The sequence below is a fragment of the Erythrobacter colymbi genome, from assembly GCF_002155685.1.
GTDB lineage: Bacteria > Pseudomonadota > Alphaproteobacteria > Sphingomonadales > Sphingomonadaceae > Erythrobacter > Erythrobacter colymbi.
In genome coordinates, this window is the sequence record NZ_MUYK01000001.1 from 374,223 (window position 1) to 396,675 (window position 22,453).

At 66.4% G+C, this 22,453-nt stretch carries 11 protein-coding genes; 4 read left to right on the forward strand and 7 right to left on the reverse strand.

The window, feature by feature from the left end:
- Nucleotides 1–142 precede the first annotated feature (142 nt).
- From clpB to BZF57_RS01700, 3 genes are all read left to right on the forward strand, one after another.
- Complete coding sequence (clpB, locus tag BZF57_RS01690; protein WP_086734591.1) at nucleotides 143–2,719, forward strand: ATP-dependent chaperone ClpB; 2,577 nt, start codon at nucleotides 143–145, stop codon at nucleotides 2,717–2,719.
- 367 nt (nucleotides 2,720–3,086) lie between these two features.
- Nucleotides 3,087–6,557 (forward strand): TonB-dependent receptor domain-containing protein, encoded by a 3,471-nt coding sequence (locus tag BZF57_RS01695; protein ID WP_086733941.1) that lies wholly within the window; start codon nucleotides 3,087–3,089, stop codon nucleotides 6,555–6,557.
- A 163-nt stretch (nucleotides 6,558–6,720) separates the two neighbouring features.
- The gene (locus BZF57_RS01700; protein WP_086733943.1) at nucleotides 6,721–8,715 is read left to right on the forward strand and encodes an alpha/beta hydrolase family protein; all 1,995 of its coding nucleotides are present in this window, start codon (nucleotides 6,721–6,723) and stop codon (nucleotides 8,713–8,715) included.
- Nucleotides 8,716–8,802: 87 nt separating this feature from the next.
- On the opposite strand, the gene BZF57_RS01705 is transcribed toward BZF57_RS01700, so the two are convergent.
- Nucleotides 8,803–9,375: a hypothetical protein gene (locus tag BZF57_RS01705; RefSeq protein WP_086733945.1), complete on the reverse strand. Its 573-nt coding sequence runs from the start codon at nucleotides 9,373–9,375 to the stop codon at nucleotides 8,803–8,805.
- A gap of 277 nt (nucleotides 9,376–9,652) precedes the next feature.
- Between BZF57_RS01705 and BZF57_RS01710 the strand changes: the two genes are divergently transcribed.
- The gene (locus tag BZF57_RS01710) at nucleotides 9,653–12,613 is read left to right on the forward strand and encodes a TonB-dependent receptor domain-containing protein (protein WP_086733947.1); all 2,961 of its coding nucleotides are present in this window, start codon (nucleotides 9,653–9,655) and stop codon (nucleotides 12,611–12,613) included.
- 74 nt (nucleotides 12,614–12,687) lie between these two features.
- Here BZF57_RS01710 and BZF57_RS01715 read toward each other — a convergent pair whose 3' ends face one another.
- The 6 genes from BZF57_RS01715 to BZF57_RS01740 form a co-directional block, all read right to left on the reverse strand.
- A complete protein-coding gene (locus tag BZF57_RS01715; RefSeq protein WP_086733949.1) occupies nucleotides 12,688–14,364 on the reverse strand; it encodes a tetratricopeptide repeat protein in 1,677 nt (558 codons plus the stop codon).
- 19 nt (nucleotides 14,365–14,383) lie between these two features.
- Nucleotides 14,384–15,112 (reverse strand): 2OG-Fe(II) oxygenase, encoded by a 729-nt coding sequence (locus tag BZF57_RS01720; RefSeq protein WP_086733951.1) that lies wholly within the window; start codon nucleotides 15,110–15,112, stop codon nucleotides 14,384–14,386.
- Nucleotides 15,113–15,116: 4 nt separating this feature from the next.
- Nucleotides 15,117–15,668, reverse strand: a complete 552-nt coding sequence (locus BZF57_RS01725) for a hypothetical protein (protein WP_143738300.1) — start codon at nucleotides 15,666–15,668, stop codon at nucleotides 15,117–15,119.
- Between the two features lie 93 nt (nucleotides 15,669–15,761).
- Nucleotides 15,762–17,633, reverse strand: coding sequence for a tetratricopeptide repeat-containing sulfotransferase family protein (locus tag BZF57_RS01730; protein ID WP_086733957.1), 1,872 nt, complete (start codon nucleotides 17,631–17,633; stop codon nucleotides 15,762–15,764).
- 3 nt (nucleotides 17,634–17,636) lie between these two features.
- On the reverse strand, nucleotides 17,637–19,157 hold the full coding sequence (locus BZF57_RS01735; RefSeq protein WP_086733961.1) for a putative 2OG-Fe(II) oxygenase: 1,521 nt from the start codon (nucleotides 19,155–19,157) through the stop codon (nucleotides 17,637–17,639).
- 75 nt (nucleotides 19,158–19,232) lie between these two features.
- Complete coding sequence (locus BZF57_RS01740; protein WP_086733963.1) at nucleotides 19,233–22,376, reverse strand: TonB-dependent receptor domain-containing protein; 3,144 nt, start codon at nucleotides 22,374–22,376, stop codon at nucleotides 19,233–19,235.
- Nucleotides 22,377–22,453: the final 77 nt, after the last annotated feature.

A 22,453-nucleotide genomic window follows, 5' to 3' on the forward strand; every position in this document is an offset into this window, starting at 1 on the left:
CTTTGCAAGCGCCCCCTTGCCTTGGGGTTTTGCCGAACCCACCTACTCGGGTAATACACCTGCCGGGGATTTTTGCGGCAGGGCCTTGTGTTGCCATTGTGCAACACTATCTCGCTGCGGTAACCTTGGAGGGTTGGACCACATGAATCTCGAAAAGTTCACCGACCGCGCGAAGGGCTTCCTGCAAGCCGCGCAGACGGTCGCGATCCGCATGAACCACCAGCGCATCACCCCGCTGCACATTGCCAAGGCGCTCCTCGAAGACAGCGAGGGTATGGCTGCCGGGCTGATCCAGCGCGCCGGCGGTCAGGCGCCGCTTGCCGCAACCGCGGTCGACGCGGGCCTCTCGAAAATCCCCGCGGTGACCGGCAGCGGCGCGCAGGCGACCCCCGGGCTCGACAATGATGCCGTGCGCCTGCTCGACCAGGCCGAGCAGCTCGCCGACAAGGCGGGCGATTCCTATGTCACCGTAGAGCGGCTTCTGACCGCGCTTGCCCTGTCGCAGGGTGCTGCTGGCGAGGCCGTGAAGGCCGCAGGGGTCACCCCGCAGGCCCTCAATGCGGCCATCGAGCAGCTGCGCGGCGGCAGAAAGGCGGATTCCGCCGGGGCCGAGAGCACCTATGACGCGATGGAAAAGTTCGCCCGCGACCTCACCAAGGCCGCGCGCGAAGGCAAGCTCGACCCCGTTATCGGCCGCGACGAGGAGATCCGCCGCACGATCCAGATCCTCGCCCGCCGCACCAAGAACAACCCCGCGCTGATCGGTGAACCCGGCACCGGCAAGACCGCGATTGCCGAAGGATTGGCCCTGCGCATTGCCAACGGCGACGTGCCCGACAGCCTCAAGGGCCGCACGCTCATGTCGCTCGACATGGGTGCGCTGATCGCGGGCGCGAAGTATCGCGGCGAGTTCGAGGAGCGGCTCAAGTCGGTGCTCGACGAGGTCAAGCATGCCGAGGGCCAGATCATCCTCTTCATCGACGAGATGCATACCCTGATCGGGGCAGGCGCGTCCGAAGGCTCGATGGACGCCTCGAACCTGCTGAAGCCCGCTCTGTCGCGCGGCGAGCTCCATTGCATCGGTGCGACCACGCTCGATGAGTACCAGAAATATGTCGAGAAGGACCCCGCGCTCCAGCGGCGGTTCCAGCCGGTCTTCATCGCCGAGCCGACGGTCGAGGACACGATCTCGATCCTGCGCGGCATCAAGGACAAGTACGAACTCCACCACGGCGTGCGCATCACCGACGGCGCGATTGTCGCCGCGGCGAAGCTGTCCGACCGCTACATCCAGAACCGCTTCCTCCCCGACAAGGCGATCGACCTGATGGACGAGGCCGCGAGCCGCATCCGCATAGAGGTGGAGAGCAAGCCGGAGGAGATCGAAGCGCTCGACCGGCGGATCATCCAGCTCAAGATCGAGGAACAGGCGCTCCAGAAGGAGACCGACCAGAATTCGAAGGACCGCCTCGTCGCCTTGCGCGAGGAACTGGCGAACCTCGAACAGCAGTCGGCCGAACTCACTACGCGGTGGCAGAACGAGCGCGACAAGATCGAGGCCGAGGGCAAGATCAAGGAAGCGCTCGATGCCGCACGGCTCGAGCTGGAGCAGGCCCAGCGCGAGGGCGATCTCGCCAAGGCCGGCGAGCTCTCCTACGGGCGCATCCCCGAGCTCGAGAAGCAGCTCGCCGAAGCGCAAGGTCAGGCCGCCAACGCCATGCTGCGCGAGGAGGTGACCGAGGAGGACATCGCCGGTGTCGTCAGCCGCTGGACGGGCGTGCCGGTCGACAAGATGATGGAAGGCGAGCGCGAGAAACTGCTCCAGATGGAGAGCATCCTCGGCAAGCGCGTTATCGGCCAGAGCCAGGCGATCGAGGCCGTATCCAAGGCCGTCCGCCGCGCGCGCGCTGGATTGCAGGATCCGGGCCGTCCGCTCGGCTCTTTCCTGTTCCTCGGCCCGACGGGTGTCGGCAAGACCGAGCTGACCAAGGCGCTCGCCGGGTTCCTGTTCGACGACGACAGCGCGATGGTGCGCATCGACATGAGCGAGTTCATGGAGAAGCACGCCGTCGCCCGCCTGATCGGCGCGCCTCCGGGCTATGTCGGCTATGAAGAGGGCGGGGTGCTGACCGAAGCCGTGCGTCGCCGTCCCTATCAGGTGGTGCTGTTCGACGAGGTCGAGAAGGCGCACTCGGACGTGTTCAACGTGCTCCTTCAGGTGCTCGATGATGGCCGTCTGACCGACGGGCAGGGCCGCGTGGTCGACTTCGCCAACACCCTGATCATCCTGACCAGCAACCTCGGCAGCCAGTATCTCGCCAACCTGCCCGACGGGGCGGATGTTGCCAGCGTCGAGAAGGACGTGATGGACGTGGTGCGCGGGCATTTCCGGCCCGAGTTCCTCAACCGTCTGGACGAGGTGATCCTGTTCCACCGGCTCGGGCAGGAGCACATGGCGCCGATCGTCGATATCCAGGTGAAGCGCGTCCAGAAGCTGCTGGCCGACCGCAAGATCACCCTCGATCTGACCGACGCGGCGCTACGCTGGCTCGGGCGGGTTGGCTATGATCCGGTCTATGGCGCGCGGCCCCTGAAGCGGGCGGTGCAGCGTTACCTGCAGGATCCGCTTGCCGAAATGCTGCTCGAGGGCAAGCTGCCCGATGGAAGCACGCTGGCCATCGATGAAGGCGACGGGCGCCTGAGCATGACGATTCGGTGATGACACGGGTGTCATACCCGCTTGCGGGGTCGCGCAAGATTGTAACACTGTAACGTTCACTTTGGATAGCGGGGCGGTTTGTTGCGTGCAAACCGCCCTATTTTTTAACATTCAGAAAGCCGCATTCTAACTTTGTTGCGCAAGGATCGACCTTGCGCGTCTGAATGTGGGATTAACGCAACACGCCCCGGAAAATTTCGGCTTTGCGACGGGCTGCTTTGACATGGAAGTTTCGCCATTGCACAAAACAGTCACTGCGGGGACTTAGCACGGCAATGTTTCATGCCTGCGCCTGCCACAGGGGGCAATCTTGTGGTGGGCGCTCGGTTTTGTCGTTGTGTCTCCGGTTAGGGCAACTGGAGTGACCATGAAGAAATTTCACAGCAATTCGATCAAGGCGCTGGCCTTCACCGCGTCGGCGCTCGCTGTCGTGATCGCCACTCCGGCGTTCGCGCAGGATGCTGACAAGAAGGCCGAAGAGCAGGCGAAGGACGAGCAGGGCGAACCCGTCGACGTGACGACCGATGCCGATGGTCGTCCGGCCCAGCAGGGCAACATCGTCGTCACCGGTTCGCGCATCGTGCGCGACACCTACAGCTCGATCTCGCCGCTCCAGGTGCTCACCACCGAGAACCAGCAGGCGGTCGGCGCCTTCGACCCCTCGCAGATCCTGCAGCGCTCGGAAGCGGCCGCCGGTCAGCAGATCGACGCGACCTTCAACGGCTTCGTGCTCGACAACGGCCCGGGTTCGCAGACCATCAACCTGCGCGGCCTCGGTGCGAACCGCAACCTTGTGCTCGTCAACGGACGCCGTCTGGCGCCGGCGGGCGTGGAAGGTGCGCCGTCCAACCCCTCGATCAACCTGATCCCGGCCTCGCTGGTCGACCGTTACGACATCCTCACCGATGGTGCCTCGTCGGTTTACGGTTCGGATGCGGTCGCGGGCGTTGTGAACGTCATCCTGCGCAAGGACTTCGACGGTCTCGAAATCCAGGCCAACGGCAACATCAACCCGCAGGGTGCCGGTGAAGACTACACCATCTCGGGTGCGTGGGGCTTCAACACCGACCGCGCGGTCTTCGGCATCGGCGTCGAATACCAGAAGCGCGATCTGGTGCGTTACAAGGACCGCGACTTCCTCACCGGTTGCGACGCTCACCGCGAAATCGACCAGAACGGCAATCTGCGCACGCTCGGCATCCGTGACAGCGCGCTCGTCCGCCGCAACTCGGGCGGTGCGATCAGAGTCAGCGACAGCGAGTGCAAGATCGGCGCGCTTTCGGGCCGTATCTTCATCGACCAGACCCGCGTCGGTTCGGTGTACTACAAGCCGGGCGCCGGTAACGTGATCGGCGACTTCTCGGAAAACACCGGCCTCGGTAACCGCGAAGTCGATTTCAATGGCGACGGCATCCGCGACGTTGACTTCCAGGATTACAACAACAACTCGAACAACAACCCCGAGACGCTCGACACGACCTTCATCTCGGGTCAGGAGCTGATCAACGGCTTCGCTTACGGCGAATACACCTTCCCGGGTGAAGCCAACATCACGCCCTTCTTCGAAGCGCAGTTCACCCGCGCCGAGATCAAGGCTCCGAACGCGTTCCAGGCCCAGATCTTCCCGTTCGTGCCTGACCTCAACCCGTTCAACCCCTGCAACATCGGCTCGAGCGGCGGCGTCCGCATCAACCCGAACGGGGTGGACTGCCGTGCGGCGGACAACGCCTTCCAGCGTCGTCTTAACCCGGCCGTCTTCAACGGTGCGACCCGTCCGCTTTCGACCGGCTTCTCGCTGCCGGTGCAGCCGATCATCGCGATCCGCGGCGACCGCAACAACTACGTTGTGACGCAGGAACAGTATCGCGGCGTGCTCGGTGTGCGCGGCGACCTGCCCTTCATCGGTTCGAGCTGGACCTTCGAAGTCGCGGGCAGCTACTCGAAGTCGATCGGTAAATCGAACCGCAACGGTATCCGTGAAGACCGTCTGGCTCTGGCGCTGGGTCTCGACCCGACGGCCGATTACGATGGCGACGGCGTGTTCGACAACAACGGCGACGGCATTGCGGACGACTACGATCCCAACCTGAACGTGTTCGGTGCTTTCGGCGATCCGCAGTGGATCGGCGTCTGCAACACCGCGCGTCTCGCCAACCCGGGTGCCGCGGCTCCCGACCTCGCGCAGGGCTGCGTTCCGGTGAACATGTTCGCCCCGAGCCTGCTTTCGACCTTCGTGGGCGACCTCGCCTCGCAGGCCGAGCGCGACTACCTCTTCGACAACCGCAGCTTCGACACCACCTATGAGCAGGCCCTGCTTTCGGGCTACGTTACGGGTGACCTGTTCGAACTGCCCGCCGGTCCGGTTGGCGTGGTGCTCGGTGCCGAATGGCGCGAGGACACCATCGACTCGCAGCCGAACTTCCAGGCGGCCAACGGCCTGTTCTTCGGCTTCTTCGCAGACAGCGGCGCCAAGGGTTCGAAGTGGATCCGCGAACTCTACGGCGAACTCGACGTGCCGCTCATGGCCGGCCAGCCGCTCGTGGAAGAGCTGACCGTCAACCTCTCGGGCCGTCTGACCGACGAAGAGTTCTACGGCACCAACGGTACCTTCTCGCTCAAGGGCGGCTGGCGTCCGGTCAGCCCGCTGCTGCTCAAGTTCAGCTACGGCACTTCGTTCCGTGCGCCGAACCTGCGCGAGAACTTCCTGCTGGCGCAGTCGGGCTTCAACACCCTGTTCGATCCCTGCGCGGTTCCGAACGTGGCGTTCGACGCGGCGCTCGGCTACATCGCCTCGCAGGACACCCGCGAAGCGAACGTGCTCGCCAACTGCCGTCGTGAAGGCCGCGATCCGACCCGTGTCGGTATCGACTCGCAGGGTCTGAACACCCAGCAGACCGGTAGCGTGGAAATCACCTCGGGCGGCTCGCTCGACATCGAGCCGGAAACCTCGCGGTCGATCACCACGGGCTTCGCGTTCGAGGAAGATTGGGCGAGCGGCTTCCGCTTCGCGTTCAACTTCAACTACTATGACATCAAGTTGAAGCAGTCGATCATCGAGCCGAGTGCGCAGTTCATCATCAATGACTGCTACACCCGTGAAGACGCTACCCGCAGCCCGTTCTGCGACCGTATCAGCGTGTCGTCGATCGATCGTCGTCTGGTCTCGGACGTGTTCTCGGGCTTCCTCAACCTCGACCAGGAATCGGTCCGCGGTATCGATCTCAACACGACCTTCGGTTACCCGGTGTCCATCGGCCAGGACGAGATCGACCTCTCGCTCAACCTGACCGCCAACCACCTGATCGAGCGTTCGAGCACCTTCACCAACGACAATGGTGACATCGACACCGAAGACTTCGCGGGCGAGTTCGGCTTCCCCAGCTGGATCGGCCGTGCGACCTTCGCCGCGCGGTGGAAGGACTTCACCCTGACCTGGCAGACCCGCTACATCGGCGCGGTCGAGCAGGATCCGGTGGGTATCGACCCGCTGTCGGACGCCTTCGGCTTCGGTCCGAACAACACCCCGACCCCCGGCTTCGTGGGCGACACCTGCCTTGGTGGCGGTTCGCGCACCGGCACCACGCCGAACAACGTGGTTCCGGGTGACGGGATCGTGTGCCGCGACGTCGGTTTCACCGGCGAATACTTCGAGCACGCGGTGTCGCTGCGTTGGGACAATGGCGACTTCCGCGTGATCGCGGGCGTGTCGAACCTGTTCGACCGCAACCCGCCGCTGGTGGACGGCAGCGAAGTGCTGTCGATCGCCAACGCCGCGATCGGTAACGGCTACAACCTCGATGGCCGTGAATTCTTCGCTCAGCTGCTGTACCGCTTCTGATCGACGAATGATCTGACGTAACAGAGAAATGCGGTCTCCCGGCGCTTGCCGAGAGGCCGCATTTTTCGTTTAATGACGAAGAAGGTTCCGGCACCGCCCCTTGGTGCCGATGTTTGGTGTCGCCCTTTCAGCTCAACCCTGTGTCCCCGGGAATGCACGGATCATGAAACTCCTCAAAGCCTCGCTCGCCGCCGCGCTCGTCGGCGTTTCCGCCATCGGCCTCGTCACCGCCGGGCCTGCCCCCACACAGGCGCAGGGCAACATCCCGATCGAAGTCTGGGCACTGCGCGATGTCGTCAATGCCGTGCAGATCTCGCCCGATGGCAAGCACCTGCTGGTCCACAAGGTCGAAAGCCGCGAGGGTGAATACATCCTCGAGGTCTATGACACGGCCGATCTCTCGAAGCCGCTGCGCCGGCTCAACGCCGATCCGATGGAGATCGTCAGCGCGCAGTGGGTCAGCAGCGACGTGATCTTCGGCACTGCCTGGCAGGTCAACCGCAAGACCGTGAAGGGCCCGGAAGAAGACGTGCGCGACTATCGCGCCTATGCATATAGCCTGTCCGCGAACAAGTTCACCGCGGTCGACGGCAACTTCGGGATCGTCAACACGCTTCCCAACGATCCCGATCACGTGCTGATTAGCACCGGCAGCGCGATCGCCGATCCGAGCGGCGTGGACCCGCTGCTGTCGTTCCGCCCGCGGTCCTACTACAAGTTCAACCTCAAGACCGGCACGCGCGAGCTGGTGCTGCGCGGCACGGCGAGAATCCGTTCGGTCGATACGTGGGATGACGAGGGCAACCCGCGCTTCACCCAGACGGTCGACGTCGAATCCGGCAAGCTGATTTCCTATTACCGCAAGCCGGGCGATGGCGACTGGACCAAGCTCAACGAGCTTGATCTCAACGATCCCAAGAACCTCTACCGCATTCTCGGCGGGTTCGTCGGCATTGCCGGCTTCGATCCCAAGGATCCGAACACGGGTTACCTGATCGACAACCTCAACGGCGACGACAAGACGGCGCTCTACGAGTTCGACTTCAACACCGGCAAGGTCGGCAAGAAGCTGTTCCAGGCGCAGGATGCGGATGTGATCGGCATCCAGCGCTCCTCGATCCCCGGCACCGGCAAGCTGGTCGCGGCGGTCTATCCGGGCGAGAAGTACGAGCGGTACTGGTTCGACGAGGAAGAGAAGGCGCTCTATCAGGCGCTCGAACAGCAGATCCCTTACGCCTGGCAGGTGTCGATCGCGAGCCGTTCGCTCGATGGCAAGTCGATGGTCGTCACCAACCGCGGGCCGCATGATCCGGGCTCGTTCTGGCTGGTGAAGGACGGCAAGCTGGCGAAGCTCGGCAGCCGCAACCCGCTGCTCAATCCCGAACAGCTCGCCGATGTGAAGTTCATCCGCTACCCGGCGCGCGACGGGCTGATGATCCCGGGCTGGATCACGATCCCCAAGGGCAAGCCGCCGTTCCCGCTGATCGTGCAGCACAACGGCGGCCCGCAGGTCAACGGCATGGTCGGCTATGACGAGTGGGGCCAGATGCTCGCCAACGCGGGCTACATGGTCTTCCACCCCGACCAGCGCATTTCCACGGGCTGGGGCCAGAAGCACTTCGACGCGGGCTATGGCGAGCACGGCGGCAAGATGCAGGACGACAAGGACGACGGGGTGCAATACCTCATCGATCAGGGTCTGGTCGATCCGGACCGCGTGGCGTTCTTCGGCTGGTCATACGGCGGTTATGCCGCGCTCGTTTCGCTCAGCCGCGAGCCGCAGCTTTACCAGTGCGCGATCGCCGGTGCGGCCGTGGCCAACCCCGAGAAGCAGTATCTCGGCCGCCGCAACACCGAGTTGAAGGCGCTCGACGAGTGGGAACGCCGCCGCGGCACCATCGGGATCAATCCGATGAACGAGATTTCCAAGGTGAACATCCCGCTGCTGATGATCCACGGCAATGTCGACCGCCGCGTGCAGTATTACCACTTCAAGGAATACCAGAAGGCGTTCCAGGCGGCGGGCAAGACCGGCGAGTTCGTCACGCTCGAAGGGGCGGACCACTTCTACAACACGCTGATGTTCAACCACCAGCAGCAGCTCTACACCAAGATGCTGGATTACCTCGCCAACGACTGCGGCCCGGGCGGGCTGTAAGGCGCGCGAGCCTCAAACGCACGAAGGGCCCGGTCAGCGATGACCGGGCCCTTTGCTTCTTACAGCGGGTCGGCGAGCGCTGCCCTGTCAGAGCACGCGCCGGCCCTTGACCCCGATCGCGCCGTTGATGCGGATGAAGTAGTAGCCGAGCGAGGCCTTCTTGAAGACGACCTTATCCCCTGCCGCAAACGGCGCCAGCTTGCGCGGCGGATTGTTGATCTCCCACACGGCACCCTCGGCTGTGGTGAACCGCCATGTCGCAGGGCCCGTCTGGCGGCCGCTGGCAATCGTGGTCTCGAAGAGGTCGGATGCTTCCTCCTTGTCCTTCGGATCGGGCTTGAGCAGGTCTGTTTCGGGCAGGGTCAGACCGAACAGCTGGCGGCGCGTCCGGCGCACTTCCTCGCGGTCGACCAGCTTCACGTCGCCCGCTTCGACTGCCCCGATGAGAGTGCCGACATTCGAATCGTAGCATGCCGCCCGGGCCGCCACATCGGTGATCGCGCGGCACCCGCGCAAATCGTCGAGCAGTCGCGCAGAGCCGGGCCAGCCGATCTGCTGCGCGATCGCGGCGGCGCCGAAAGCTGCCGCCAGTCCGGCCGCCGCGAGGGTTCTGGGTCGGACAGATTTGCCGGCTCGGCGGCTATGCTGGGCGGGGCTCATGCCTATCTCCTTGAACAAAGTGCCATATTGCAAGCCGTTATCACAGGTCGGCAACATATGCTAAAAGTTGCAGATATATCACAAATCTGCGGATCCTTGCAGATATAACACACTGATATACGGGCAGAGCCTAAAGTCACTGTATCTGTTCTGCAACATAACTAAGGTAAGTGTCACTGGTCGGCAACCTGCCGATTGCAGCCGGGAATGCGATTGTCTTAAGCGCCGCGTCTCATGCCACGGGCATTTCGTCCGTGGGTTGAAAGGGGACCCGCAAATGCAACGCTTCCAGAAAGCTTCGCTGCTCGCCGGGACGATCATGGCAGGCGCCATGTTCGCGACGCCGGCTTTCGCTCAGTCCGAAGACGTGACGAGCACCGCTGAAGAAACCACCGAATCCACCGCCATCATCGTCACCGGTTCGCGCATTCAGCGCACCGACCTCAACTCGACGAGCCCGGTCACCGTGGTCTCGCCCGAGGAATTCCGTCTGACCGGTGCGGTCAACGTCGAGCAGGTGCTGAACACCCTGCCGCAGGTCCTTCCGGGCGTCACCGGCTTCTCGAACAACCCCGGCAACGGCGCGGTTACCCTCAACCTGCGCAACCTCGGCGCCACCCGCACCCTGGTGCTGGTCAACGGCCGCCGCTGGATGTTCTACGATACCAACCAGATCGTCGACCTCAACACCATCCCGCAGTTCCTGCTGGGCGGCGTGGAAGTCGTGACCGGCGGTGCCTCGGCCGTTTACGGCTCGGACGCGGTTGCCGGCGTCGTCAACTTCAAGCTGCGTGACATCGAAGGCCTCGAGTTCGGCGGCAGCTACTCGCTGACCGACCGCGGCGATGCGGCCCGCTACCAGTTCAACGCCGCCATCGGTGCCTCGTTCGACGACGGCCGCGGTGCGGTGACCATGTTCGCCAACTACACCCGCCGCAAGCCCGTGTTCCAGGATGCGCGCGTGTTCTCCGAGCGTGCGGCTGGCGACGGCTGTATCGTTCCGGGCAGCACCGGCCGTGGTAACATCGGCACCCCGTTCCCGAGCGGCATCGCCGTTGGCACCTGCATCGCGCGCGGCGGTGAACTCGGCTTCGTGCCGCAGGGCTCCGCGACCACGCCGACCGGTACCTTCAACGCCGGCCCGACGGGCGCCCAGTCGACCTACATCTTCAATCCCAGCGGCGGCGGCTCGCGCCTGTTCCAGGATCCGGCCGACCTCTACAACTTCGCGCCGGACAACTACCTGCAGCTTCCGCAAGAGCGTTACCTGATCGGCGCCTATGGCCACTACGAGTTCACCGACGGCATCGAAGCCTATTCGGAACTCTCGTTCGTCCGTAACGACGTTGCCACCGAACTGGCTCCGACCCCGGCGGGCGTTTCGGCGCCGCTGTTCGTCAACAGCCCGTTCTTCAACGACCAGACCCGCGCTCTGCTCAACCAGAACCCGGCTGACGCGACCCGCGGCTCGCTGTATCGCACCACCCAGGTGAACTTCCGCTTCCAGGACATCGGTTCGCGCAACTCGGACTTCAACCGTGAAGCCTTCCGCGTGCTCGGCGGTATTCGCGGCGGGATCACCGACAACATCAACTTCGATGCGTACTACTCGTACTCGCGCACGACCAACACCAACATCCAGCAGGGCAACATCTCGCGCAGCCGTTTCATCAACGCGCTGACTGTCGAGTTCGTGCCGGGCAGCACCACCCAGCTGCGCTGCGCGGATGCGGCGGCGCGTTCGGCGGGCTGCGTTCCGCTCAACATCTTCGGGAACGGCCTCGCCGACCCGGCGGCGCTGCGCTACCTCGCCATCCAGGCGACCAACATCACCACCTCGGACATGAAGAACGCGGTTGCCAGCGTCAGCGGCACCCTGTTCAACCTCGGCCTGGGTGCGGATGACGTCGGCTTCGCGCTGGGCGGGGAATACCGTGCGGTGAGCTCGGAGTTTATCCCCGACACCTTCCTTGCCTCGGGCGACGTGCTCGGCTTCAACGCCGGTCTGCCGACCAAGGGTGGCTACAACGTCAAGGAAGTTTTCGGCGAAGTCCGCGTTCCGGTGCTCGAAGACAACATCGTGCACGCGCTCGAAGTCAACGGTGCCTTCCGTTACTCGGACTACTCGCTGGCCCGCGTCGGCGGCAACTGGACCTACAACTTCGGCGGCGAATTCGCGCCGATCCGCGGCATCCGCTTCCGCGGCCAGTACTCGCGTGCGGTGCGTGCACCGAACGTGCAGGACCTGTTCGGCGGTGCTTCGACCGGCTTCCCGGCCGCTACCGATCCGTGCTCGGATCGTGGTCCGGTGGCCGAGCGTACGGCCGCTCTGCGCCAGTTCTGCATCGACTCGGGTGTGCCGTCGACGGCAGTCTTCACCCGTGCCGTGCAGCCCAACGCGCAGATCCAGGCCGACTTCGGCGGCAACCCCAACGTTGGTGAAGAAACCTCCGACACCTACACCGTGGGTGTGGTGATCCAGCCGGGCTTCATCCCCCGCCTGAACATCACCGCAGACTACTTCAACATCCGCGTTGAAGACACCATCAACACCCGTCTGGGCGGTCTGGCCAGCGCTCTGTCGCTGTGCTTCAACACCGTGCAGAACCTGCAGGATCCGGCGTGCTCGGCCTTTGTCGGCAAGCGTAACACCGGCACCGGCGCGCTCGGTCTCAACTCGGGCGGTCTTAACCCGTCGCTGGTTCAGGACAACGTCGGCCTGCTCGAAACCTCGGGCATCGACTTCCAGGTCGACTACACCCTGCCGCTCTTCAACGGCGAACTGGGCCTGTTCTACCTGGGCACCTGGCTCGACAAGTATCGCAACACCCCGGTGGCCCTGCTGCCGCTGCGCGAGAACATCGTCGAGGGCACCTACGGCCTGCCGGAATACCGCCACAACGTGCGTGTCACCTACACGCAGGGTCCGGCGCTGTTCTCGGTGCGCTGGCGCTATGAAGGTCCGACCGAGGACTTCCGCGTCCAGAACACCTTCAGCGGCAACGACCGTATCCCGAACAACGCGCTTCCGCTGCGTTCGATCGGTGCATGGAACTACTTCGACCTCTCGCTCGGCTTCGATGTCGACGAGCGTCTGACGATCAACGCCGGCGTGAACAACCTGTTCGACAAGCAGCCCCCGGTTCTGGGTGCGCAGGCCGAACAGGGCAATACCCTGCCGAGCTTCTTCGACGTGCTCGGTCGCGACTTCTTCATCGGGGCGAACTTCCGCTTCTGATCCCGATCAGGAAACAGAAAACGGGGCGGCGGGTTTTCGGACCTGCCGCCCTTTTTCTTTGCCGGTCGGGAAAGTCAGGCCACCGAGCCGACGTCGAACGCGACGGTCATGCGCCGCCCGCGCGTGATCGGGCGGGTGCCGTGGTAGAGCGTGCTCGGAAAAAGGACGAGCGTGCCAGCCTCGGGCCGCACGGAGTGGAGCGCGCCGAGACCTGGCGCGAGCCCCGCCGGGGGACTGCCCAGTTCGAGCCACCCCGGACCGCCGGGGGCTTCGACCTCCTCGGGCACCAGCCAGTAACTTGCCGAGGACAGCAGCCCGCGCGGGTGGATGTGCGCGGCGTGGTGCCCTTCGCCATCGAGCAGGATCGACCAGCTGCCGCAGATCGTCCAGGGATCGTCCCGCCGAGCCAGCAGCGGGTGGCCGGCATCGCGGGCGGGCAGACCGGCGCGATACTCTGCCATCGCTTCGTGGAGCGCCGCTTCCAGCCGCGCCAGCTCCGGCTCGGCCCGCGCGAAGAGTGCGCCTCTGGTCTGGCTGCCGTGCTTGACCGACTGCCCGATCGGCATGGCGGAATGGCGGTGAATGTCGAGCAGCAGGGCGGTGATCGTCTCGCGCTCGGTGGTGGTCAGGGGCAGGGCGATCTGCCGCACCAGCCCGTCCTGACCATGCAGCCACCCATGCCGCGCGTCGCCCGTCATGCGCCAGCCGAGATCGCTGAGCGCCCAGGCGGCGACATCGCCGGGGCGATCGACACGCACCTTTGCCAGCTCCGCCTCGGCACGTGCCGGCTCCCCGAGCCGCAGCCAGTTCCGCCCGCGCGCCGTTGCCCAGTCCGGCGAGGAAAGCGCGGCGAATTGCTCCAGCACGGCCTGCGCCTCGTGCGCGGCGCCCGCCTCGCCAAGCGCAACGGCTTGCGCCAGCGCAAGGTTCGCATCCTCCGGCCACACAGTCCGCGCCCGCGCGAGCGTGGCGGCGCTTTCGCCGTGCCGGTCGACCCCTTCGAGCGTCTCGCTCCATGCCAGCCACACGGGAGGGCCGGCGCCCTGCATCGCCGCCACGGTTTCGAAATGGTCGGCAAAACGCTCGCGCTCACCCGCCGCCCAGCGCAGCTCGGCATGGAGCTTCAGGCCGTCAGTCCAGCCGGGCACGTGGGTGACGAGCGTGGTCGTGCACTCCAGCGCCTCGCCCATCCGGCCCTCTAGCGCAAGCGCCTGCGCATAGTCGAACAGCAGAGCGGGGTCGCCGGGGTTGAGGGTGAGGGCAGTCTCGGCCAGCGCCACCGCCTGCGGATCGCAGCGTTCGAGCGCGAGCCTTGCACGGCTTCGGGCGGTGCGCGGCCCCGACGGATCGAGCGCCACCGCGCGCGCCATGCTGGCCGCCGCGTCGCCATAGCGGCCCGCCTGCCGCTCGCTGTCGGCCCGCACCCGCCAGTAGCCCGGATTGCCCTGCGCCGCGCATTCGAGCGGAGCCAGCAGCGCCGCCGCGCGTGCCGGCTGCCCGAGCCGCCCGAGCGCGATCGCGGCGTTGACCCCGGCCTCGACCAGTCCCGCATCAAGCGCCAGTGCCGTCTCGAACAGTGCAAGCGCCTGCTCGATCCGGCCGGCCTTGAAGTGGAAATTCCCCGCGCTGTTGGCGAGCCGCGCGTCCTGCGGATAGTCCGCAAGGCCCCTCTCGTAGAGCGCCGCCGCCTCGCCATCGCGCCCTTGCGCCGCGAGCGCGCTCGCCTGCTGGGCGATCAACTGCGCGCTCATTGCCACCGCCCCGCCGGGCTCATCGGCTGCGCAGCCACCCGGTCACCGCCATCCGCCCGATCGGCGCGAAGGGCGGGACATAGCTGACGAGGTGTGGTTGCGGCACGCGGAACAGGTTGAGCGCGTTGAAGCGCGGGCGGAAGCCTTCGACGACGTCGCCCTCCTCGTCGAGAAACAGGAGGTAGCCGCCCCAGTCCGGATGCCAGTCGTCGCGCGCGAGGTTGAGGACGTAGGCGACCTCCCAGCCTTCCGCGACATGGCTGTCATTGTGGCGGCCGAGATAGTGGCCGGGAGCAAACAAGGTCGCCTGTCCGTCGGCCTTGAGCAGTTCCAGCCCCGTTACCGCGCGCACCATATCGAGGAACTCGGGGGTGTTGAGGTGTTCGAGCAGCACCTCGTGCGCGCCGCCCGGGTCCCAGCCTTCGCGCATCGCCTCGAGCATCGGATAGTGGGCAAAGCGGAAACCGTATTCGCCGCGTGCGGAATGCTGTTCGGCATTGCGCGAGGCCTGCTGGAGCCCCTGCTGGCCCTGCGGCGTGCGGGTTTTCGCGCCGCTGAAGCTCTCAGGTCTGGCCGCACCCGCGCCCACCGCCATGCCCCAGTCGGTGCCGCGGGCGAGCACCATCTGGAGCTCGGCGGCGCTCTCCGGCGTCAGCACGTCGCGCAGCTGCACGCGGCCCGTTGCCGCGAAGCGCGCGGCGTGGGCGGCGACATCGAGCGCCGGGTTGAGTTCGAACAGCGTCTTCACCGGGTCACTTCACCCGCCGCCCCTTGACGCCCTTCTGGCCGTCGATGCGGAGGAAATAGCTGCTGAGCGCGCCGCTCTTGATTTCGAGGGACTGGCCGACTTTGGGCTTCATCAGCCGCGCGGGCATTTCGTCGAGCTGCCAGTCGGCCCCTTCGGCGGTGGTGATGACCAGCTTGCCGCTGACATAGCGCACGCTGGCGACGGTGGTCTGGAGCGTGGTGAACTCTTCCTCTTCCTCGGCATCGGGCTTGTCGCCCTTGCGGCCGAAGATGCCGAGATCGGGGAGGGAAAAGCCGAAAAGCTTGCGCCGCGTGTCGCGCACTTCGGCGCGGTCGACCACGCGCACCTCGCCCTCGGAGCTGGCCGAGACCATCGCGGCGACCGCGGTGTCGTAGCAGGCGAGGCGTTCGGCATCGTTGATCTTGCCCTGACAGGCGCGCAGCGCGGCGACATAGGCGCTCTCGCCCTTCGCGTCCTCGGCGGAGAGCGGGGCGGCGGTGGCGGCAAGCGCGGTCAGCACCAGCGGTGCGGCAAGGGCGGCACGGATACGGGTCATCTTGGTCATCTCCCCTCACGCAGGGCCGCAGCCCTGTCTTCCGCTCCGTCAATTACGCGGGCGAGGGCCGCGTTGCAAACCCCTGCACACGTGTCAGGCGTCGTATCTCATCCGCTCGGCCCAGGGCGTGAGGATCGGCATGACCGGCGCCAGCGCATCGGCATAGCGATGCCAGCGCCCGCGCGCGCGGGTGTAGAGCTTCTCGCCGATCTGCGCGTAGCTTGCGGTGCGCACGCGGCTGCGGGTGCGGGCGGTCTCCTCGTGGGCGAGCAAGCGGTCGTTCCAGCCGAGCCCGAGCCATGCAACGAGCGGCTGCAACTCGGCCTCGGCGTCCTCGACCAGCCTTTCGTAGCGCACCGCGTGGGCGGCGACCGGGAACAGCTCGCCCGCCTTGTGCCACGCGCGGAACACCGCGTCATAGGTGCGCGCGGCCTCCTCCAGATCGGTGAAGCTGCGCATCGCGTGATTGAGCGTGAAGTTCGCCATGAAGCAGCTCAGCACCACATCCGCCGGATGCCGCTCGGCCAGGATGAAGCGCGCCTGCGGGAACATCCGGTGGATCAGCGGCACGCGCGCCATGTTGAGCGGGTGCTTGTCGACCAGCCAGCGCTGACCGTCCCACCCATGGCGCTGCGCACTGGCGAAATAGGCCTCGCGCAGCTGTCCGGCCTGCTGCGGGGTGAGCGCGGCGAGATCGTGCCCGCCCAGCATCCCCGCGACCTCGGCGATCATCGGGCGCTCTTCGAGGACGCACAGATCGGGCAGGCCCATCAGCATCGTGTCGAGCAGCGTGGTGCCCGAGCGCGGGAAGCCCACGAGGAACACCGGATCGCGGCGCGCCGGATCGGGGCCAAGCGGGGCAGACCAGCGCGCGGCCCATTCGGGGGTCCAGCGGGCGAGGTCGGCTTCCAGCCCTTCGCGATAGGTCGGGCCCTTGCGCGGCGGAGCCTCGGCGATGGCGGCGGAGTTCATGGCCGAGAACGCCGCGAAGGCGCGGGTCGCATCGCCGAGCCTTTCGGCGATATTGCCGATCAGCGCCTCGCGCCGCATCGGATGGATCGTCGGCGGGATCGCCTCGGCATGGCGCCCGGCATCCTCGAAGCGGCCCTCGCGCTGTGCGAGCCATGCGTGGAGGAAGGCGACTTCGGGCGGGGATGTCGCAGGATCGAGCCCCGCGAGCAGCGCGGCCAGTGCCTCGGTGCGGTTTGTCGCCTCGTAAAGTCGCCCGAGTTCGAGGTGGGACTCGCCGAATTCGGGCCACTTCGCCACCGCCGCCTCGAGCACCGCGATCGCTTCGTCGAGCAGCTCGTTATGCGCCAGCGCCATGCCGAGCTCGGTCTGCACCAGCCGGTTGTCGGGTGCGATTTCGGCGACGTCGCGCGCCACCTTCAGGCGCGGGCCGCCGAGGTCGGCGCGGCGCAGCACGTCGGCAAGGTTGAGATACATTCCCGGCTCATCCGGGCGGTAGGTGATGGCGTGTTCGAAGGCGGTGATCGCGTCGTCGATCCGGCCCTCGGCGGCGTGGATGTTGCCGAGGTTGTTCCAGCTGGCCGCATCGCCCGGCTCGGCGGTGAGGACGCGGGCATAGGCGGCGATCGCTGCATTGTGCTCGCCGCGTTGCTGGCGGATCCATGCCTCGATGCGGGCAAGCTCGGGCAGCTGCGCGCCTGCCGCCAGCCGCAGCGCCTCGTCCTCGCGTCCCACGGCGAGCAGCGCCTTGGCATAGTCCCCGCGCACCTCGAGATCGTCCGGACGCAGGCGGGCGAGCGGTTCCAGATGAGCGAGCGCGCGCGGCCCGTCGCCCAGTTCGAGCGCGGCAAGGCCGGCAATGGCGAGGAACGGAGCGCCTGCCTCGCTCGGCGCGGCGTGCGCCTCGGCCAGTGCCAGCGCAGCGGCAGCATCGCCCTCGCGGCGCAGGCGGATCGCCTCGGCGAGGGCAGGGGGAAGGGCGGCGGCCTGTTGCATGGGTCAATCCTGTCGGGGGCGGGCAATGTCGAAGGCGATGGTCAGCCGCTCGCCCGCAGCGAAGGGGCGCGTACCATGCCACATGGTCGAAGGGAACAGCACGAGGCGGCCGGGTTTCGGCTCGACCAGCCGGCGCGGCGCGAGCCCCGGCACCAGATCGCGCGTCTCGCCGAGGCTGAGCCAGCCGGCGTGATCCTCGCCTTCGCCGCCGCTGCCGAGCGTTTCGGGGAGGGCGAGATAGAGCGCCGAACTGAACCAGCCCTGCGGGTGGACGTGATCGGTGTGGAAGCCGGTATCGGTCAGTCGCACCGACCACGAGCCGGCGATGCGCAGGGGGGCGCGGTTGGCGATGAGGGTAGGGTGCCCTGGCTGGGGCGGGGGGAGCTGCGCCACGTGGCGCTCGACGATGGCGAGCAGCCGGGCCTTGAGATCGCGGATTGCCGGTTCGGTGCGCAGCAGCAGGTTGCCGTCGGTCTGGGTGCCGCCGCGCACCGACTGGTCGAGCGGGGCAGCCTTGGCGAGGTGGAGCGAGCGCAGGTGATCGGCCAGCGCGGCGAGCTCGCCGGGGGAAAGGCCGATGTCGTAGACGCCCACCAGCCGCGCGTCCCCCTCGAGCCAGTCGGCGCGCGGATCGCCGAGCATCCGCCATGCGAGCGACAAATAGGGCCACAGGGCGAGCGCTCCGGGCTCGCCGATGCGCGGTTCGAGCAGGGCGGCGGCAGCCTCGGGCCGCGCGGCGCGGATCAGGTGGCGCGCGTGCATCCATGCGGCATTGGCATCGCCGGGCGGGCCGGCGGCGGCGAAGTGGCGGTCGGCCTCGTCCGGCGCGCCCGCTTCGGAGGCGACGTGCCCGGCCATCGCGCTCAGCCACTGGCGCGGGCCGAGGGCGGTGCGGGCGGCATCGACGGCGGCCTGCGCGCGGGGGAGGTCGCGGGCCTGCAGCGCGACCGAAATGGCGAGATGGTGCAGCGCTTCGGCCTGCGGGTTGCGGGCGAGGGCGGCGGAGATGCTCGCAAGCGGGTCTGCACCCATCTGGCCGCTTAGCGCGGCAAGGCTGCGGTGTCCCTCGATCCAGAGCGGATTGGCGGCGAGCAGGCGTTCGAGCTGGGCGATCGGCTCGCCCGGGCGGCCTTCGTGGAACAGAGCGGCAGCATGGCCGAGGATCACGCCGCCATCCTGCGGAGCGAGCGCGGCGGCGGCGGCGAAGAGGTGGGCGGAAGGCTGGCCCGCCTCCAGCGCGGTGCGCGCGTGGGAATGGGCGATCAGCGGATCGCGCGGCGCTGAGCGGGCGGCGGCGGTAAAGGCTTCGAGGGCGGTGAGACTCTCGCCCGCGGCTCTCGCGGCAAGGCCGAGCAGTTGCTGTGCCTGTGCGCTGGCGGGGTGCGCTGCGGCAAGGCGGCGCGCGGGGGGAAGGAGGAGTTCGGGATAGTCGGCACCCAGCAGCGCGATCCCTTCGCGCAGCGCCGCGGCGGGATCGGCCATCGGCAGGCGTGCCGCCCGGGCGAGGGCTTCCTCGTGGTTCACGCTCTGTGTGTGTCCCGCACAAAAGGAAATGGCGGACCTTTCGGCCCGCCATCCCTTGTCTAGCTTTGGCGACGCTTAGAAATCAAGCGTCACGCCCGCGAACAGGTAGCGACCCAGCGAGTCATACACCTGCGCATAGACGTTGCCGTTGCACGCGCCGGCCGGGCAGGCCTGCGAGCCGGTGGTCGGCGGCGACTTGTCGAACACGTTGTTGGCGCCGATGACAAAGTTGAAGTTGTCACCTGCGTCGAACGTGAAGGTCAGGTCGAAGTAGTTGACCGCATCGAAGCCGGCAGCACCCGGACGGGCCACACCGCCCGGCGCCGGACCGGTAGCACCGGTGTTGCGCAGGTTGGTGTTGGTGCTGAGTGCGTCCAGCGTGACGCTGTCGAAGTAGCGCCAGCGCACCGAAGCGCCGATGCCGTTGCGGAAGTTGAACCCGAGACGGGCCTGGTGGCGCCATTCGGGGTTCGGGGTGCCGCAGACGTTGCCGTACAGACCGACGCAGTCGAAGGTCTGGTCGGTGCCCGGAATGACCACGCCCGTGTCGGTCACCAGTTCATCGAGGTAGGTCCCGATGAAGTTGAAGGTGAGCGTGCCGAGGTCGCCGATTTCGGTGTTGTAGTTGACCTGGGCGTCGACACCCGAGGTCGAGAAGCCACCGATGTTCTGGGTCACGTTGGTCGTGAAGCCCTGAGCCGAACGCCAGAGCGAACCGGTCGGGTCACGATTGATGAGGCCGCAGAAGAACGGGTCAGCCGTAGCGGTACAGGCCGAAAGGATCGTGTCCGAACCGATGCCGCCGATCGCCTTGCTGATGTCGATGTTGAAGTAGTCGACGCTGGCGGTGAAGCCGGGCAGGAAGCCCGGGGTCAGCACCACACCGGCGGTGTAGGTATCGGCCACTTCCGGCACCAGGTTGACGTTGCCGCCGACGAAGCCGTTGTACTGGTCGGCCGGGTTCGGCGCGACGAACTGGCCGACGGTCAGGCCCTGGGCCAGACAGCCGGTGTTCGCAGCGGTGATCACGAAGCCCGCGCAGGGATCGGACGAACCGTCAAGCGCGACGAGGTTCGGCGCGAACAGATCCTGCACCGTCGGTGCACGCACCGCACGGTTGAAACCGCCGCGGATGCGGAAGTCACGGATCGGCGCGAATTCACCTTCGATCTTGAACGTGTCGGTCGAAGTGCCGGTGTTGTAGTCCGAATAGCGGTAGCCGCCGGTCAGCGTGAAGTCATAGACCCAGCTGTCCTGCGCGATCGGCACGCGAACTTCGGTGAAGAATTCCTTCACGTTGAAGCTGCCCTTGACCGGCAGGGTGGCAGCGCCCTGACCAGCGAGGTCGCCGGTGCTGAAGGCGGTGTCCGAATTGAACTCGAGGCTTTCCTTGCGGTATTCCACACCGAGCACGATGTCGACGCCCTGGTCGGCCCAGGGGATCTTCAGGCCGTACTCACCCAGCGAGCCGGTCAGGAACGCGTTGGCGACCTGTTCCTGCACGATCCCGCGCGAGAAGCCCGGGGTCGAGAGATAGGCGGTCGCAGCCGCGCTCGGGGCGACGGTGCCCGGCGAGAAGATGTCCCACGGCACGCAGTTCGGATCTGAACCGTCGAGCGTCGAACGGCAGACCGGGGTTCCGCCCGGACCGGTCACGACGTCGAGAGCGCGGTTGAGGCGCGAGACCGAGAAGTCGTTGAGGTAGGTCTGGGCGTAGTTGTTGCGGCCGTACTGGTACGACATGTCATACGACCATGCCGACGACAGCTCGCCCTTCGAACCGATGACGGCGCGATAGCTGACGTGCTGGAGATCGTCCTGACGCGGGCCGCCTTCCACGTTACGACGCAGGATCTGCGCGAAGCCGCGGTTGTAGGTGGTGCCGGTCAGCGGGTCGATGAAGTTGAACGGCGTGGTCGGCAGCAGCGGTTCGCCGAGGCCACGCGCCTGACGGGCGGCGTTTTCGGCGGCGACGTTGCCGGTCACGATGAAGGCGTTGCCCGGCAGCGGGCTGACGAGCAGGTTGGCGCTGTTGCACAGGGCAGCGCGCTGACCGGCACCCAGCAGCGGGTTGTCGCAGTTGATCGACAGGGTGTTGCCGAAGTTACCCGACGGAGCGATCTGGGCGACCGTGCGGTCGTCCATGAACATGAACTCCATGTAGGGCTTGATCGCGCTCGAGATCTCGTAGTCCGCGAAAAGGCCGGCGGTGTAACGCTCGTCCGGGCGCTGGAAGTAGTTCAGCGGGCCGAAGTTGAACGGCGTGGTGCCGCCCAGCAGCGTGCGGTTCGGGCCGAACTGCGCGAGGGTCGAGGTGAAGTCTTCACCGAAGCCTTCGTTGTAGAACACGGTGCCGGTGGCCGAGGTGGCCGAGCCGCCGCAGTTGTACAGACGACCGCCGCCCGAAACCGTGGCTGCGGTGTTGGCCGAGAGCGAGCACGACGAGTAGTCGCGACGGGCCTGCAGTACGGGATCGATCTTGCGGTAGCCGACATAGGCCGTGACGTGGCCGCGGCCGTCGTCGAAGCTGCTGCCGAAGGCGATGGTGCCGTCGAAGGTGCCGCCGTCGGTGACCAGACCGGTCGGGTAGCCGAAGCCGCGCGCGTCGTTGGCGCCGCGGATCGAGGCGTTGGCGCGGTTCTGGTGGTTGTAGACGCCGTAGTTGGCGTTGATCTTGAAGCCTTCGAAGTCGGTGTCGAGGACGAAGTTGACAACGCCCGCGACCGCGTCGGCGCCGTACACCGACGAAGCACCGCCGGTCAGCACGTCAACGCGCTCGATCAGAGCGGCCGGGATCATGTTGATGTCAGCAGCCGAGGTGCTCGGCGTGCCGGGCGCGAGGCGACGGCCGTTGACCAGCACCAGGGTACGCTCGGAGCCGAGGCCGCGCAGGTTGAGGGTCGCGGTGCCGGTGGCGCCGTTCGAGATGCTGCCACCCTGGGCGGCGAACACCTGCGGGAGCGAGTTGATGAGGTCTTCGACGCGGGTCGTCCCGGTCAGCGCGAATTCCTCGGCGGTGACGACGGTGACGGGGCTGGCCGATTCAAGGTTCGGCGAGCGCAGACGCGTACCGGTGACGACGATCGCCTGACCGGAATCGGCGGTATCTGCGGCGGTATCCGTGGTAACATCGGCTTCCTGCGCAAAGGCAGGGGCGCCGATCGTCAGCGCGATGACGGCGGTCGCCGCACCGGCCTTGAGAAGCGTGTGCTTCTTCATGGTGGTCTTCCTCCTCTAGGTTTGACCAGGTCAATTGACACTTCAAACGTCAAGGGTGCGCGACAAAACGTACGCGC

What these genes read in the sequence shown, in the direction of transcription:
- clpB (WP_086734591.1), top strand. Translation starts at nt 143, where the DNA reads ATGAATCTCGAAAAGTTCACCGACCGCGCGAAGGGCTTCCTGCAAGCC.
- BZF57_RS01695 (WP_086733941.1), top strand. Translation starts at nt 3,087, where the DNA reads ATGAAGAAATTTCACAGCAATTCGATCAAGGCGCTGGCCTTCACCGCG.
- BZF57_RS01700 (WP_086733943.1), top strand. Translation starts at nt 6,721, where the DNA reads ATGAAACTCCTCAAAGCCTCGCTCGCCGCCGCGCTCGTCGGCGTTTCC.
- BZF57_RS01705 (WP_086733945.1), bottom strand. Translation starts at nt 9,375, where the DNA reads ATGAGCCCCGCCCAGCATAGCCGCCGAGCCGGCAAATCTGTCCGACCC.
- BZF57_RS01710 (WP_086733947.1), top strand. Translation starts at nt 9,653, where the DNA reads ATGCAACGCTTCCAGAAAGCTTCGCTGCTCGCCGGGACGATCATGGCA.
- BZF57_RS01715 (WP_086733949.1), bottom strand. Translation starts at nt 14,364, where the DNA reads ATGAGCGCGCAGTTGATCGCCCAGCAGGCGAGCGCGCTCGCGGCGCAA.
- BZF57_RS01725 (WP_143738300.1), bottom strand. Translation starts at nt 15,668, where the DNA reads ATGACCCGTATCCGTGCCGCCCTTGCCGCACCGCTGGTGCTGACCGCG.
- BZF57_RS01730 (WP_086733957.1), bottom strand. Translation starts at nt 17,633, where the DNA reads ATGCAACAGGCCGCCGCCCTTCCCCCTGCCCTCGCCGAGGCGATCCGC.
- BZF57_RS01740 (WP_086733963.1), bottom strand. Translation starts at nt 22,376, where the DNA reads ATGAAGAAGCACACGCTTCTCAAGGCCGGTGCGGCGACCGCCGTCATC.